Raw genomic sequence first — 16,958 nt, forward strand, 5'->3', positions numbered from 1 at the left:
TTCTCCCCTAATTGTTTATAGCGTCTGTTATTGCTTTTTCTATGATATCTTTTGAAAGCCTATCATATTTTTTTCTTTGGTTTATAATCATTGTTCCTTTTGTTATGATTCCGTATTTTTTTAAATAAGTAAAATCTTTTCCCGCTTGATATAATTTTATATCAATCTTTTCTTTATAAAGTTCCCCTAGCTTTCTTATTAGCATTCCATGCTCATCACATGTAGGTCATGTATTTATAAACTCTACTAAAACTTTTGACATTTCTCCTCCTTTATTTTTTCCTTTTTCCCGTTTTATTTACATTTTTTTACACTCAAGCTCTTTTATTATACATAGAATTTTCAGACATTGTAAAATAGAATATATCTATACAACAACATTATAGTATAGATATATTCTATTTAGATTTTTATCTGTTTATTTTTCTTGCAAGCGTCGCTGTCCAAATACCAACCATTGTTACCCCTAAAAACATTTCTATTCCTGATAAAAATATGCTATATCCAAATGGAGTTATATCCCCGTAACCCACTGTTGTAAATGTAACTATACTAAAATGAAATGCTCTCACAAAATCATCTATCATCACATTTGCTGATTTTTCTGTAAAAAATAGTTCTTTATAAGATATAATTTCACTTCCTATTTTAAGTCCAAAGATTAGATATAATATAGTAAATAAAAATATAAGTTCTAAAGATGTTATAAGCGCATAAGTTGGTCTTTCTCCATATCCGCAAATTAACCAAAGTGCATCTGATTTAAATCTTTTTATTCCCTTTAAAGTTTTTCGTTCTATAGTTTTATAAATATATAAGTATTCTCCATACTTAGCTAATAAATTATTTTCTTGAAATTTATAAGCTATAGTTCTATAAAATTTATAACAACTTTCATAGCTTTCATTATTTAACTCGTCAAAGAATGTATCTTCATTAAACTTAGTAACTAAGCTATCATCAAATTCTAAGTTATATATATAGGATTCAGTTAACTTAAATGATTTTAAATCGCAATCCTTGATTGTCATAAAATCTATATGACAATTAATAAAAATACTTTTTTTAAAGTTGCTATGTTCAGTTATAAGATTATTTAATTGAGTGTATCTTAATATTGAATTTTTAAAGTTACAATCTATAAACCTAACTTTATTAAATTTACAATTTATGAATACACTATTTTCAAAACTGCAATTTATAAATTCTATATTTTCAAATTGCATATCCTTTATCTTTCTGCTTTCAAACTTTGTGTTTTTAACAACTTTTGAATCTAAAATCTCATCTATTTTTATATATTTATTAAATTCATAAGAACTTATATCTTTTATATTTTTATCATTAAGTCTATTATTAACTTCGTGGTTAGCGACTTTTCTTAATTTATTAAACTCAATAGTTTTCATATTTATTCTCCAAAAATAATTTTATAATATTAACTATTTCGGTTTAATATTTTGAGAATCCTTTGAAATAAAATTTTTGTCATATCATTTTTATCATAATGTCCTACTTTTCTTAATATACTTGTACAAATAACCATTTGGGGGAGGATAAATTTATGAATACAAAGATAAAAGTTTTAGAGGAAAAACTACCGAAAAAATGTTGCTCCTACTGTAATCATCTTTCTTTAGAGGGTCCTAATGATGATTTTACTTACGATATAAAATGTGTGCTTTCAAATAGTACTCCTTTAAATGGAGATTCATGCAATGATTTTAGCCCAGAATATACTAATTTAAATCATGTTGATTTAGATACACTATATTTAAAATTTTTAGAGTCAGCTATTCAAGTTGATTATGCATCTTACTTAAACTCGCTACATTGGAAATTATTTAAAGAAAAAACTTTAGATTTTTACGACTATGAATGTTCTAAGTGTGGATGTAGTGACAATTTAAATGTTTATCATATAAATGATAACTTCGGCCGAGAAACTTTCGATGATGTAAATGTGCTTTGTGAAAATTGTTTAAGAAATTAAATTTATATACTACTAATATTTTTTTAAAATAAACAAATAATAAATTCATAGTCAACTGACTATGAATTTATTTTATTTTGGAGGTATTTATATGTCAAATCCTATAAACTGTTCAGCTACAAGTTGTGCATATAACAACAGTGGAGGCTGTTATGCATCTGGAATTCAAGTAAAAGGTTCTAGAGCAAAAACAACAGCTCAAACAAACTGTGCAACTTACCAAGATAAAGCATCAAGTTCATTCACTAACTGTTCTGGAGAATGCACTTGCGCTAAAACTCATTCTATCTCTTGTGGTGCTGATCACTGTAAGCACAATAGCAATGGATGTTGTAAGGCTGAGTCTGTTCAAATAAACATGCAAGATGCATCTTGCGAAACTTTTGTAACTAAATAGTCCCCACACTATATTATTTACAAAATAAAAAAGAGCTGATGATAATATATAGCTGATGATAAATTTGTATGATTTAGCGACATTTTGAAAGCGCATTTTGCTTTCATGGAGCAAATCATACAAATTTATCTTAAGCGTTTTATATATTATTCAGCTCTTTTTATTTTAATTGAAACTTAAATCTTCAATTAATTCTTCATATTCTCTATAATTCTCTTCACCTTTTAAAATTCTTAACGCTCCATAAGAAAGAGCTTCTAACTCATTTTCTCCTGCTAGCACAGTTACTGGTGCAATAAATCTTACTTTATCACTTAGTTTTTTAGTTAAATTTTTAGAGTATGCAATTCCTCCAGTTAAAATGATTGCATCCACATCTCCATCTAAAACTGTAGATAACTCGCCTATTCCCTTTGCAACTTGGTAAATTAAAGCCTCATATATTAATTTAGCTTTTTCATCACCGTTTTCAATCATTTGTTCAACTTCTCTAATGTCTACAGTATTTAAATGACCTACTATTCCACCTTTTCCTCTAATTTTTTTCAACATTTCTTTTTGAGTATATTTACCACTAAAGCACATATCTACAACCTTTTTAACAGGTATTCTTCCACTTCTTTCTGGAGAAAATGGACCCTCGTCATCAGATACTACATCTACCATGTGACCATTTTTATGTGCAGCTATAGTTATTCCTCCTCCAAGATGTGCTACTATTAAATTCATATCTTTATAATCTCTATTGTTTTCCTTTGAAAATTTAATAGCCATAGCTCTTGAGTTTAATGCATGGCTCAAGCAGTTTCTCTTTATTTCTGGAAACCCTAATACTCTAGCTACATCATCTAATTCATCAACTGCTACACTATCGTATATATATGCATTTACTCCTATTTCTTTAGCTATTTCATAAGAAATAAGCGCCCCTAAGTTTGATGCATGTTCTATTATAGGTTTATTCTTCAACCTATCTACCATAGCATCATTTACTAAATAAGCTCCTGATTTTACAGGGGGAAGTATCCCACCTCTTCCCACTATAGAATCTAATTCTTCTTTTTTAAAATCGTTTTCCTGAAGGATATTTAAAATGCTTTCTTTTCTCATTTCAAATTGATCAGTTATACTATTATACTTTTCTAATTCATTTGCACTATGATTTATACTTTTCGAAAAAAGCATATTTTCATCTTCATATACTGCAATTTTAGTAGATGTTGAACCTGGATTAATCGCTAATATTTTATACCCCATAAACTACTCCCCTTTGACTAAATTCATTCCTACTTTAAATGCTTCTATATTTATGTCTACAAACTCCTTTTTTACATTATCACTTATAATTTGATTCCAGTCAATATGTTCAAGGTTCATAGATTTCACTAAGCTTCCAAGTAAAATTATATTCATTGTTTTTGGGTTTCCAAGTTCAATAGCACTCTTTGATGCATCTATCAATTTAGCTCCTACTCTCAATAACTCTTCACTTATTTCATTTCCTTTGTATTCAGCTTTTCCATTTAATATTGGCATTGAATTTATTTGATAGTCATTGACTATTATTTTTCCATTATCTTTTAAGTAATCTAACCATCTTAATGCTTCCATTTTTTCAAATGAAACTAAAATATCAGCTCCACCTTTTTCTATAACTGGAGAATAAACTTTATCACCATATCTAACTTGAGAAGATACAGACCCTCCACGCTGACTCATCCCATGTATTTCACTCATACTTACATCATATCCTGACTCCATAAGACCAATTGTTAGAAGCTTACTAGCAAGTATAGTACCTTGACCCCCAACTCCAACTAAAAGTACACTCTTTGTCATTTATTTATCCCCCTTATATATAGCTTGTTTTGGACATATTTGTGAACATACTTCACATCCTACACAGCTAGTTTTTTCAATACATGCTTTTTTAGTTTCTTTATCAAATGATATAGATGGACATCCAGATTTTATACATAATTTACATCCTATACATAAATCTTTATCTACATTACATTTTTGTTTAAATGCACCTCTAAACTCTTCTTTATCTTCTTTAGAGAACTTTTTAAGAACACATGGCCATCTTGTTATTATAACGCTAGGTTCATCTAATTTAAGTGCCCAATCTAGTGCATCATTTACTTCTTTTAAGTTGTTTGGATCTATGGTTCTTACATGATTTATACCGCAAGCTAAAACTAATTTTTCAATATCTAATTCTTTTACTTCTTTTCCTTGTAATGTATATCCTGTTCCAGGATTTTGTTGATGACCTGTCATACCTGTTATTCTATTATCTAAAATTACAGATATTGCATTACTTTGGTTGTATGCTATATCTATAAGTGAGTTTATTCCAGTATGGAAGAATGTAGAGTCTCCTAAAACTCCAACTACTCTCATGTTATTATTTTCTTTCATATTAAACACTTGTTGTGCTCCATGGCCTACACTTAGACTTGCTCCCATACATACTATTGAATCTAATGCATTGTATGGACTTGCAAACCCTAGTGAATAACATCCAATATCTCCTGAAACCATAACATTTTTTCTTTTTCCTATTTCATAGAAAAATCCTCTATGTGGACATCCTGAACATAATGTTGGAGGTCTTCCAACTACTAAATCTTCATTATATTCTATAGTTTTTTTCTCTTCACCTAACATAACCTTTCTTATTACATCCGGAGTCATTTCTCCTGTGTATGGGAATATATCTTTTCCTATTACATCTATTCCCATAGCTTTTACTTGGTCTTCTATAAATCTATCATTTTCTTCTATTACATATATTTTCTTAACTTTGCTAGCAAATTTTTTTATTTTTACATCTGGTAATGGATTTGTAAATCCTAATTTTAAGTATGATACATTATCTTTAAACACTTCTTTTGCATAGTTATAGCATACACCACTAGCTATTATGCCTATATCCTTACTATTAAGTTCTATGTAGTTTAAATCCGTTGCATTTGAGTAAGCTCTTAACTTGTTTAATCTTTCTTCAACCTTTACTCTAAGATTTCTAGAGTGAGCTGGAACAGTAACTCGTTTTTGTACATCTTTTACATAATCTGCTACCCCTACTTCTTCTCTTTCTGAGCAATTTACTATACCTTTTGAGTGACATAATCTAGTTGTAACTCTATATAAAACTGGAGTATCAAATTCTTCACTTACACTATAAGCTTCTTTTAGCATATCTTTAGCTTCTTGACTAGTTGATGGTTCAAACAAAGCTATTTTCGCAAATTTAGCATAATTTCTATTATCTTGTTCATTTTGAGATGAATGCATTCCTGGCTCATCAGCTGAAACTAACACCAATCCTCCATTTACTCCTGTATATGCAAAAGTAAATAATGGGTCTGCTGCTACATTGACACCTACATGTTTCATACACGCTAGTGTTCTAGCCCCTGCTATAGAACCTCCTATACTTGCTTCAAGTGCTACTTTTTCATTTGGTGCCCACTCTGCTAATATGCTATCTTTGTATGTAGCTACATTTTCCAATATCTCAGTACTTGGAGTTCCTGGGTATGCAGATGCATACTTAACCCCTGCTTCATAAACTCCACGAGCTATTGCTTCATTTCCAGTCATTAATAGTTTCATTTTTATCCCCCTATTTTTATAATCTTTAAGTTTTTCTACTTTAAATTTAATCAACTAAGTCAATTGCTTCTTTTAAAATTCTAGGTGCAATCTTACACTTTTCTTTATTTACAGCACATACAGCAAATCTTACTCCCATTTTTAACGGTATAGTATATAAATTACTTTCTATTGCTTTTTCACATACTTTCATAGGATTTTTACAAGGTATACTTACAAAGAATCCATCTCTATATGGAAGTATATTTAACCCTATATCTCTGGCTTCATCTACAAATACTTTAGCTCTTTCTTTTAAAACTGATTTATATGAATTTTTTTCATCTTCATATCTTTTTAGCTTTTCTTCATCATTTATAATTGTTGTTAATAACTCCATAGCCCCTCTATTGCAATTTGACCAATTTGCTCTTGCAGAATGTGAACATGAGTAATAAAATTCATCAGCTATATCTTTATTACTAGATACACATAAGCAAGCCCCACTTCTCATTCCATATGCTGTATATCCTTTTGACATACTAAACCCTATAATTACCAATATATTTTCAGGTAGGTTTTCAAACTTTTTGAAAAATCTTCTAGTATCATTAGATCCTTTACCTGAAAAATCTATATATGATATATCTACAAATAAAGTTATTTTTTTATTTGTATCTTTTACAGTTTGCTTACATAAATTTAATATTTTGTCCCACTCTTCATCAGAAACTGTATATCCAGTTGGATTATGAGCTGGCGTATTAAATATAGAAAAAATTCTATCTTGTTTTTGTGATAAATTTATAAATTGATCTTTAAATGATTCAAAATTAAAATTGCCTTCTTTATTAAATAATTCATAGTTTGTAATATTTCTATTTATCTCTTCACAAATAATTTTATATGGTCCCCAATACCAATCTGGTACAAGTATAGTTTCTTGTTTTTCTGTATAATTAAAAACTGCTAACTTTATAGATCCAGATCCTCCTGGAGATGCAACTACTCTTATATTGCTGTTTGGCATATATTCTTTAAAACAAGCTTTTTTTACTGCTTCTATATAGTCGCTTTGCCCTGCAATTTGAGCGTATGCCGCTATTTGTTTGTTGTCTAAGTTTTTATATTCATCATAAACTGACTTTAACGTTATAAGGTTTCCCTTATCATCCATAAGTGCTCCTATAGTAGCATTTATAACATTTTCTTTTCCATTTTCTTTTTCACATATTTGTGCCCTTTTAGATAAATTGAATATCATATCTTCTTCTTTTGGCCAAATAGCATGTTTAGCCGCCATTGACGTAATCATTAAATCCCTCCTAAATACTTGTATATTAATACATATTACAATTAGTTAGATTTAATGATTATTTATGAAAAAAAAATAAGACATCCTTATGGATGTCTTATTTTTTATAATTAATTAGACTTTAACTTTTCTAATTCTTCTATTAATTTGTCGTTAAGAACTTTTATATGAGTTCCTTTCATTCCTAGAGATCTAGATTCTATAACCCCTGCACTTTCAAACTTTCTTAATGCATTTACTATTACAGATCTTGTTATTCCAACTCTATCTGCAATTTTACTTGCAACAAGTAGTCCTTCTCTTCCGCTTAATTCTTCGAATATATGCTCTACAGCTTCTAATTCAGAATATGATAATGTTCCTATAGCCATTTGAACTACAGCTTTCTTTCTCATTTCTTCTTCTAGCTCTTCACCTATAGATCTTAATATTTCAAGACCTATAACTGTTGCACTATATTCTGCTATTACTAAGTCGTCATCTGTAAACATTTGGTCGTATCTCGCAAGTATTAATGTCCCTAATCTTTGTCCACTACATAATATTGGAACTATTGTTAAATATTTTTCTTTTCTATCTTCTTCGTATGGAAGAAGTTCTATCATTTCTGTCCCAGTTAAGTTTTCTTTTGTTTCGTTTATTTTTAATATATTTTTTGAATATGCTTCTGGGAACATCTTTTTATGTGTTTTTTCATCTTCTATAACTGAGCTGTCTTTTTCAACATTAAGGTAAACACCTAATATTTTACCTTTAGTACTTACAACATAAGCATTCGAACTTAAAACTTCACCTAATGCTTCAGCTAATAAATTAAATGACACATTACTTCCACCACTAGTTTGTAATGTTTTATTAATTTTTCTTGTTTTTTCTAGCATTTCGCTTGCCATCTATTATCATCTCCTCATGAAGTTTGGCCACTTTTATACCCTTAATACATTTATATTATTTTAACGTTCTTACTTTAGCACTGTCATATTATCACAATTTCAAATCTTTTTCAATACTATAAATTGGTTTTAGACACATTATTTGACATTATTCATTGCTTTTATCATTATTTTCTAAATTTTTCTCTTTTTTACACTCTTTATTAGAACAAATTACCTTAGTTTCTGATTTTGTTACCTTCTCTACTAAGTATGAATTACATTCACTACATAATTCTCCAGTAGGTTTATTCCATGATATAAAATCACACTCTGGATAATTTGAGCATCCATAAAAGGCCTTACCTTTTTTTGATTTTCTAAGAATTATATCACCTTTTCCACATTTAGGGCATTTTACCCCTACCTTATTTACTAGTGGTTTAGTTGTCTTACATTCTGGATAATTCTTACAAGCTATAAACTTACCAAATCTTCCATATTTTATAACCATGTTAGATCCACAATTTTCACAAATTTCATCAGTTTCTTCATCCATGTTTACTTTTTCAATATTTTCAATCGCTACTTCTATAGCCTCTTTTAATGGTGCATACACATCTGCTACAACTTCTTTCCAGTATGTATCTCCCTCTGCAACATCATCTAGCATATTTTCCATCTGTGCTGTAAAATCTACATCAACAAATTTTTGGAAGTTTTCTTCTAATATATTAGTAACTATTTTCCCTAACTCAGTTGGGCATAAACTAGATGCATTTTTTTCAACATATTCTCTATTTAATATAGTAGCTATTGTTGGTGCATAAGTAGATGGTCTTCCTATACCTAGTTCTTCTAAAGTTTTTACTAAACTAGCTTCTGTGTATCTAGCTGGCGGTTGAGTAAAATGTTGAGAAGGTCTAACTTCTTCTGATGATAATAAATCTTTTTCGTAAACAGTTGGAAGAATTTTATCTTCTCTATCTGTAAAGTTATATACTTTAGTATAACCATCAAATTTTAATGTTGACCCTGTGGCCTTAAATATTAGATTATCTACTTTACAAGTTAAATTTAAAGTATCAAATACTGAGTCTTCCATCTGACTTGCAACAAATCTTCTCCATATTAAATCATATAACTTATATTGATCTCTACTTAGAGATGCTTTTATGCTGCTTGGTGTTCTATCTACAGATGTCGGTCTTATGGCTTCATGAGCATCCTGAACTTTTTTAGACTCAGTTTTAGCTTTTTTATTTTCTTCAAATTTATAATATTTATCACTATATTCTTCTAATATAAATTCTTTGGCTTTTTCTTTAGCTTCTTCTGATATTCTCTTTGAATCAGTTCTTATATATGAAATTAAACCTAGAGTTCCTTCTCCGTCTATCTCTACACCTTCATATAATTCTTGTGCTACCATCATAGTTTTCTTAGTTGTAAAACCAAGTTTATTTGCAGCTTCTTGTTGCAACATACTTGTTGTAAATGGCTTAGGAGCTGATTTTCTTCTTGATTTTGACTCTATACTATGTACAGTTAAATCTTTACCTTTTATTTTTTCTAGTATTTCATTTACTTGACCTTCGTTTTCAAGTTCTACCTTTTTATCATTTTCTCCATAATATTTTAAGGTAACTTCCTTACCTTCTTTTGTTTTAGCATCTAATTCTATTGTCCAATATTCTTTTGGATCAAAAGCTTCTATTTCTTTCTCTCTATCACATATTAATTTTGTTGTAACAGATTGAACTCTACCTGCACTAAGCCCTTTTCTAACTTTTTGCCAAAGTATAGGACTTATTTGGTATCCTAATAATCTATCTAAAACACGTCTTGCCTGCTGTGCATCTACTAAATCTAGTTTAATATTTCTAGGACTTTTTATAGCTTTTTTTATAGCATCTTTAGTTATTTCATTGAATTCAATTCTACAATTTTCAGTCTCATCCAATGATAATATATGTGCTAGATGCCAAGATATAGCTTCTCCTTCTCTATCGGGGTCGGTTGCTAGAAAAACTTGTTTTGCTTTTTTAGCTTCTTTCTTTAATTCCTTTATTACATCCCCTTTACCTCTTATGTTTATATACTGAGGCTCGAAATTGTTCTCTATATCTACTCCTAATTTACTCTTAGGTAAATCTCTTATATGCCCTACAGATGCCTTTACTGTATAATGACTTTTTCCTAAAAATTTTTCTATGGTTTTAGCTTTTGCAGGCGACTCAACGATGACTAAGCTTTTTGCCATATATCCACACCCCCACAATTTTTATTTTACACTATATATCTTGTTTCGCATTTCTATTATCTTACCTTCTATTTCAAGCATATTTAAAATGCAATTTATATCTTGTATATTCATATTAGTATAATCACAAATTCTATCTATATGCAAGCTTCCTTTTGTTTTAATAATATCAAAAATGCTTTGCTGTACATATGTTAACGCATTGCTATTGCTATTATTAGCTATTTTGTTAAATTTTTTAAAATTATATTCATTTATTATATCTTCTATATCATCAACAAGCTTTGCACCATCTTTTATTATCATATGGCAACCTTTACTCATGTCTGAGTTAATATTACCTGGAATTGCAAAAACGTTTTTACCCTGTTCAAGTGCAAAGTCAACAGTTATTAATGCTCCACTTTTCTTTGTTGCCTCTACTACTATAACCCCATCACTTAACCCACTTATGATTCTGTTTCTAGCTGGATAATTTGATGGAGCCACTGGATGTCCTACATTGTATTCTGATACTAAAAGACCTCCATCTTCTAATATTTTATTAGATAGGTTAAAATTTTTCTTAGGAAGTGGATTCTCTACACTTGAGCCTAGAACAGCTACAGTCTTTGATGATCCTTTAATACATCCTTTGTGAGAATGTTCATCTATGCCCATAGCCATACCACTTACTATATTTATATTATAGTTAGACAATTCTTCACTTAAACTTTGAGCACACCAAACTCCATAAGATGTAGGTTTTCTAGATCCTACCATAGCTAAAGATAACTTATTTAATTGATTTATATCTCCTTTGTAAAAGAGTACACTAGGAGCATTGTAAATATGTCTTAATTTAGAAGGGTATGTACTCTCATTCTTTCCTATATAGCTTACCTCATGCTTATATAACTTCTCTTTTAGCGAATCTATATAAGCGCGACTTTTATATTTTACTATATTCTGTTTAATATTTAAATTTAAATTTTCAATTTTTAGTATCTCTTTATCAGGTAGGTCCATAAGCTCCTCTATATCATCTACACTGTCTTCAATTTTTTCTATAGTTTTATTTCCTATACCTCCTATAGACAATAACCATAAGTATATATCTTTCTTATTCATAACTCACCTCTAAATTAAAACATATTTATTCATACATAAAGTAATTATAGTAAGCTTTTCTAAATGAAAATGCCTCTAGCACATGGTTTTGTTCAATTAATTTTTTATTATCTAAATCAGCTATAGTCCTAGCAGTTTTTATTAACTTTGTGTAACTCCTATTTCCTAGCCTATATTTATTAAAAATTAACTTCAATACTTCCTCAGCTTCATCATTTAACCTACAATATAAATTTAATTTAGAAGATTTAATCTCATTATTAAAATCTATAACATCATTTTTAAATCTATCTTTTTGAATTTTCCTTGCATTTTCTACTCTTAGTTTTATGTCTATTGAACTCTCTTCTTTTTTATTACTATTGAATTCCTCATAAGGTATAGAGCTTACTTCTATAAACATATCAAATCTATCTAATAGAGGCCCTGAAATTTTACCTAAATATCTATTTATATCGCTTGTACTGCATTTACATTCTGTATTTGACATATAGTATCCGCATGGGCATGGATTCATTGCTCCTATAAACATGCTATTACATGGATATTTTAAATTCATCTTTACTCTTGATATATTTATATATTTATCTTCTATTGGTTGCCTTAGTGTTTCTAATATTTTCCTATCAAATTCAGCTATCTCATCCAAGAAAAGTATCCCTCTATGTGATAGTACAACCTCTCCAGGTTTTGCATTAACACCACCTCCTATTAAGGCTTGTTTAGTTGCAGTATGATGCGGAGATCTAAATGGTCTATTTAAAACAATTCCTTCATCTGATTTTAAAAGTCCTGCTGCACTATATATCTTACTTACTTCCAGTGTTTCTTCTTCATTAATACTTGAAAGTATTGTAATCATTCTTTTTGCAATCATAGTCTTTCCTGATCCAGGAGGTCCTATCATTAAAAAATTATGATTACCTGCCGCTGCTATTTCTGCTCCTCTTTTTACAAAATAGTTTCCTTTTATATCTGAAAAATCTTCATCATAATTTTCTTTACTTTGAATAAATTTTATTTTTTCTTTCTTTATATCTATTTCTTTATTTATAAATCCTATGCACTCTTTCAATGTTTCAACAGGTATTATTTCTATTTCTTTTATAAATAAAGCTTCTCTTTCATTTTCTTTAGGTAAAAACACTCTCTTTATACCCTTATTCTTAGCATTTATAACTAAAGATAGAATACCTTTTACTTTTCTCAATTTTCCATCTAATGATAGTTCTCCTATAAATAAGCTTTCATTTAAATATTTATCACTTTCATTTATAAAATTTTTTAGTATTCCTATGGATATAGGCAAATCGAAGTAAGCTCCTTCTTTTTTCATATCTGCAGGAGATAAGTTTACCACTATCCTTGAATTAGGAAATTTATATCCACTATTTAATATCGCTGACTTTACCCGCTCTCTAGATTCTTTTATAGATGCTCCTGCTAATCCAACAATATTGAAACTTGGTATTCCATTAGTTATGTCAACTTCTACCTCTACTATTATTCCTTCAATACCTACCAAGGTACTTGAGTTTATAATACTTAACATTTTATTACCTCTTTTTTATTACTATTAAAAAGCATTTTCAATATGGTTTATTTCATTATTTTTCAAATAAACTTCAATAACATCAAACCTTATTGGAACTTTTTCTAATTTATTTTTAACTATATAATATTTAGCAACATTTTTTATCTTCATTTTCTTTTTGTAATTTACGGCTTCTGATGGATATCCAAAGTTTATATTACTTCTTGCTTTTACTTCTACAAATACTAATTCTTCATTTAATTTTACTATTATATCAATTTCTCCAAATTTTAATTTGTAGTTGTTTTCTAAGATGTAAGCTCCTTTAGATTTCAAATAATTTGTTGCTAATTTTTCACCTAAACTACCTTTTTGTATATTATTCATAAAAATTACCTTTTATTTTGATTTTTTTATAAAGTATAGTCAATACTGTTGTTTAGTATACAATTTTTTAAATGTAACTTTTTAAGCCTTGATAATTAGTTTTCATAAGATTATGATTTAATATATATTAATTTTGGGCATTTGGAGGAAATATGAAGAGAACATCAAAGAAAAGGAAACTAAAAAATAAGAAAAGTGAAATTATTATAATTTCTGCAATTTCATTGTGCTTATTTTTTATAATGTCATTTTTAGCAGTAAATATATTTAAAGGAAAGGTTTTTGAAATTAGTGCAACAAAAATAGCAAATGATGATAGCAGTGTAAAAAATGTAACTATAAGTGCAATAGGGGATATAATGGCTCATGATGATCAATTAAAAGCTCAGTTTGATAAAGATACTAATACATATTCATTCAATAATAACTTTAAATATGTAAAACCATATATATCTAATTCAGATTTAGCTATAGGAAATTTAGAGACAACTTTAGCTGGTCCTAAGGCAAAGTACAGCTCATTTCCAAAATTCAATTCACCTGATGAGTTAGCTGATGCAATAAAAGATAGTGGGGTAGATATAGTATCCACAATAAATAACCATACATATGATAGGGGTTCAGATGGAGTTTATAGAACACTAGATGTTTTAAATTCTAAAGATATAGAACATGTCGGTACTCAGAAAAATGATAAAGACGAAAATTTTTTAATAAAAGATGTTGATGGAGTAAAACTAGGTATAACAGCTTACTCATATGGACAAGTATACGGAAGTACTACAGCACTTAATGGATTGAATATAGATTATAATGACCTTAATAATTTAAATATTTTCAACTCAAGTTATGTAGATATAGCCTTTAATGAAATTAAAGATACTTTAGATGTTATGAATAATAAAGAATCTGATCTTCAAGTTGTTATACTACACTGGGGTGACGAATACACAAGACAACCTAATGAGTTTCAAAAAGAGTTAGCTAAAAAATTATGTGATTATGGAGTTGATATAATCATAGGTTCTCATCCTCACATGGTCCAACCTATTGAAATGATAAAATCTGATGAAAATGATAATGAGACTTTAGTTATATATTCATTAGGAAACTTCTTAAGCAATCAAAGAAATGAAATTTTAAATAAAAAATATACTGAAGATGGTGTTATTGCCAACATAGGCATAAATAAAAACTTAAATACCGGAGAAACTAAAATTTCAAATGTTGAATACATACCTACATGGGTTAATAAATATAAAAATAAAAATGGTAAACTTACATATGAAATAATACCTTTAATAAACGAAAAACAATTTTCTAAAATAGATAATTTGCCACTTGATAAGGCAAAAAAATCATACGATAACACTACATCTATAATAGGTTCTTCCGACATTATAAATGTAGCAAAATAAAAAAGTTATTTCAAAATAAAACAATATAGTAAAAGGTTAAAATATAAGGTTTAGCGACTTTTAAAGCATCTTTCCAGCTTTAGGAGCAAACCTTATATTTTAACCTTTTTATACTACGCTATTTTGAGATATCTTTTTTAATTTATGCTTTTTTAAATATTACTTTCTCATCTATATCTTTTATAGTTTGACATCCTGTTAAAATCATAGTAGATTCAATTTCATTTATAACCTTCTTAACATACATATCTACACCTTCACTAAGTCCACCAAATGAAGCTGTCACAAATGGTCTTCCTATTAAAATTCCATCTGCTCCAAGTCCTAGCATTTTGACCACATCAACCCCAGTTCTAACTCCTCCATCTGCAAGTATAGTAACCTTACCTTTAACTGCTGAAGCTATATCTTCAAGTACATCGCATACTCCTGGAGTATGGTCTAAAACTCTACCTCCATGGTTAGATACAACTATAGCATCTACACCAGCTTCTACTGCCATTAAAGCGTCTTCCTTAGTCATTATACCTTTTAATATAAAAGGTAGGTTTGTAGATGCTTTTAAATCCTTTATAGCATCAATTGACTTTGGTTCTACAGTTTTACCATGCATAGATAAAGTAACTAGTCCACATGCATCTATATCTACTCCTACTGCAAATGCTCCAGCTTCTTCAGCTAATTTAATCTTTCTTTTTATATCTGAATTCTCCCAAGGCTTTATAAATACTATTCCATTTCCATCAAACTCTTTTATTACTCTTAAGTTTTCTATTAAAAATTCATCTACTGCTGTATCTCCTACCATAGGATAAATTTCATTTTTTAAACATCCATCTACAACACTAGTTATATATTCTCTTTCACTTAACTTACCACCCATATTAAGTGTTGTGCCTGTTATAGGCGCAGCAAATATAGGAGCTTTCATTTTTTTCCCAAACAGCTCTACCTTTGTGTCTGGATTTTTCACATTATGAATAACCCTCATATTTAATTTTACTTTATCTAAGCTTTCATAGTTTTCTATAAATGCACTTCCAGTCCCTTTTCCTCCCATTCCAGGAACTTCACTTGCACAAACTACTCCATTACAAACTTTGCAAACTCTACAGCTTCCATTTAGATTTTCTCTTGCTTGTTTCAACATTTCTTTATAGTCCATAAAAACCTCTCCCTTAGCATAGTTTATAATTAAATTATATCACTATAATATATTTTTTAAAAAACTTCTTCTGTGTATAGTTATTATTCCATGCTCTCTAATAGCTTTATAATGTTGGTCAGTTCCATATCCTTTATGAGAAGCAAACCCGTACTCAGGATACATTTTATCATATTCATACATTATACTATCCCTTGTAACCTTTGCTAATATACTAGCTGCAGCTATAGATATAGATTTAGAGTCTCCTTTAATAATAGACTTTTGATCTATACTCACATCTGGAACATGTGCAGCATCAACTAATAAATAATCTGGTGCTTTCTTCAAACAGTTTATAGCTTTTTTCATCGCCATATATGTTGCATTTAATATGTTATATTCATCTATCTCTTCTCTTTGAACTATTCCTATTCCATAGTCAAGAGCTTGATCCCTTATTATGTCAAACAATTCATCTCTTTTAGCTTCACTCAGCTTTTTAGAATCATTTATACCCTCTATCTTAGTTCCTGGTTTAAAAACTACAACAGCTGCAACAACAGGACCTGCTAGTGGACCTCTACCTGCTTCGTCTATTCCTCCAATATATGTATATCCGTTTTCATATCCTTCATTTTCAAATGTGTTTATAAGCTCTAATCTTTCATTTTCCGCTCTTATTTTATCTAGTTTTTTAGCTAATTTTATAGCTATATTTTTAACTGATTTTCTATCGTCATCCTTTAAAATGTCTATATACTTTAAATATTCATCTGTGCTTATCGAGTCAATAATTGCATTTATTTCCTTAACACTTTTATCTTTCATCTTTTGTCTCCTTATTTTTTATCTTTACTTTATATTTTATCAAAAAATTAAAGTGCTTAATATAAATTTAAGCACTTTAATTTTAAATTTT

16 protein-coding genes are annotated in these 16,958 nt (G+C 28.9%); 3 read left to right on the plus strand and 13 right to left on the minus strand.

The window, feature by feature from the left end; all coding sequences use genetic code 11:
* Positions 1-7: 7 nt before the first annotated feature.
* The gene (gene saoT, locus KXZ80_RS12305) at positions 8-262 is read right to left on the minus strand and encodes a thioredoxin-like (seleno)protein SaoT (RefSeq protein ID WP_257439636.1); all 255 of its coding nucleotides are present in this window, start codon (positions 260-262) and stop codon (positions 8-10) included.
* Positions 263-410: 148 nt separating this feature from the next.
* Positions 411-1,409, minus strand: coding sequence for an ion channel (locus tag KXZ80_RS12310; RefSeq protein WP_021433763.1), 999 nt, complete (start codon positions 1,407-1,409; stop codon positions 411-413).
* Positions 1,410-1,564: 155 nt separating this feature from the next.
* Here KXZ80_RS12310 and KXZ80_RS12315 point away from each other — a divergent pair, with 155 nt between their 5' ends.
* Together KXZ80_RS12315 and KXZ80_RS12320 are read left to right on the plus strand one after the other, a co-directional pair.
* Positions 1,565-1,993, plus strand: coding sequence for a hypothetical protein (locus KXZ80_RS12315; protein WP_021433764.1), 429 nt, complete (start codon positions 1,565-1,567; stop codon positions 1,991-1,993).
* Positions 1,994-2,084: 91 nt separating this feature from the next.
* Positions 2,085-2,390, plus strand: a complete 306-nt coding sequence (locus tag KXZ80_RS12320) for a DUF1540 domain-containing protein (protein WP_021429618.1) — start codon at positions 2,085-2,087, stop codon at positions 2,388-2,390.
* A gap of 165 nt (positions 2,391-2,555) precedes the next feature.
* Here KXZ80_RS12320 and buk read toward each other — a convergent pair whose 3' ends face one another.
* From buk to KXZ80_RS12365, 9 genes are all read right to left on the minus strand, one after another.
* A complete protein-coding gene (gene buk, locus KXZ80_RS12325) occupies positions 2,556-3,647 on the minus strand; it encodes a butyrate kinase (protein WP_021433765.1) in 1,092 nt (363 codons plus the stop codon).
* 3 nt (positions 3,648-3,650) lie between these two features.
* The gene (locus tag KXZ80_RS12330) at positions 3,651-4,229 is read right to left on the minus strand and encodes an indolepyruvate oxidoreductase subunit beta (protein WP_021433766.1); all 579 of its coding nucleotides are present in this window, start codon (positions 4,227-4,229) and stop codon (positions 3,651-3,653) included.
* Complete coding sequence (gene iorA / locus KXZ80_RS12335; RefSeq protein WP_021433767.1) at positions 4,230-6,014, minus strand: indolepyruvate ferredoxin oxidoreductase subunit alpha; 1,785 nt, start codon at positions 6,012-6,014, stop codon at positions 4,230-4,232.
* 46 nt (positions 6,015-6,060) lie between these two features.
* A complete protein-coding gene (locus KXZ80_RS12340; RefSeq protein WP_021433768.1) occupies positions 6,061-7,308 on the minus strand; it encodes an aminotransferase class I/II-fold pyridoxal phosphate-dependent enzyme in 1,248 nt (415 codons plus the stop codon).
* A 110-nt stretch (positions 7,309-7,418) separates the two neighbouring features.
* The gene (gene codY, locus KXZ80_RS12345) at positions 7,419-8,201 is read right to left on the minus strand and encodes a GTP-sensing pleiotropic transcriptional regulator CodY (RefSeq protein ID WP_021429555.1); all 783 of its coding nucleotides are present in this window, start codon (positions 8,199-8,201) and stop codon (positions 7,419-7,421) included.
* Positions 8,202-8,349: 148 nt separating this feature from the next.
* Positions 8,350-10,443: a type I DNA topoisomerase gene (topA, locus tag KXZ80_RS12350; RefSeq protein ID WP_021433769.1), complete on the minus strand. Its 2,094-nt coding sequence runs from the start codon at positions 10,441-10,443 to the stop codon at positions 8,350-8,352.
* A gap of 21 nt (positions 10,444-10,464) precedes the next feature.
* Positions 10,465-11,553, minus strand: a complete 1,089-nt coding sequence (dprA, locus tag KXZ80_RS12355; RefSeq protein ID WP_021433770.1) for a DNA-processing protein DprA — start codon at positions 11,551-11,553, stop codon at positions 10,465-10,467.
* A 25-nt stretch (positions 11,554-11,578) separates the two neighbouring features.
* On the minus strand, positions 11,579-13,105 hold the full coding sequence (locus KXZ80_RS12360) for a YifB family Mg chelatase-like AAA ATPase (RefSeq protein WP_021433771.1): 1,527 nt from the start codon (positions 13,103-13,105) through the stop codon (positions 11,579-11,581).
* Between the two features lie 24 nt (positions 13,106-13,129).
* The gene (locus tag KXZ80_RS12365; RefSeq protein ID WP_021429588.1) at positions 13,130-13,474 is read right to left on the minus strand and encodes a YraN family protein; all 345 of its coding nucleotides are present in this window, start codon (positions 13,472-13,474) and stop codon (positions 13,130-13,132) included.
* 152 nt (positions 13,475-13,626) lie between these two features.
* Here KXZ80_RS12365 and KXZ80_RS12370 point away from each other — a divergent pair, with 152 nt between their 5' ends.
* A complete protein-coding gene (locus KXZ80_RS12370; protein ID WP_021433772.1) occupies positions 13,627-14,892 on the plus strand; it encodes a CapA family protein in 1,266 nt (421 codons plus the stop codon).
* 142 nt (positions 14,893-15,034) lie between these two features.
* Here the strand turns inward: KXZ80_RS12370 and KXZ80_RS12375 are convergent, their stop codons facing one another.
* Both KXZ80_RS12375 and KXZ80_RS12380 read right to left on the minus strand, forming a co-directional pair.
* Positions 15,035-16,057, minus strand: a complete 1,023-nt coding sequence (locus KXZ80_RS12375; RefSeq protein ID WP_021433773.1) for an alpha-hydroxy-acid oxidizing protein — start codon at positions 16,055-16,057, stop codon at positions 15,035-15,037.
* A gap of 42 nt (positions 16,058-16,099) precedes the next feature.
* Positions 16,100-16,867 (minus strand): ribonuclease HII, encoded by a 768-nt coding sequence (locus tag KXZ80_RS12380; protein WP_021433774.1) that lies wholly within the window; start codon positions 16,865-16,867, stop codon positions 16,100-16,102.
* Positions 16,868-16,958 lie beyond the last annotated feature (91 nt).

It is taken from the genome of Paraclostridium bifermentans, from assembly GCF_019916025.1.
Classification (GTDB): Bacteria; Bacillota; Clostridia; order Peptostreptococcales; family Peptostreptococcaceae; genus Paraclostridium; species Paraclostridium bifermentans.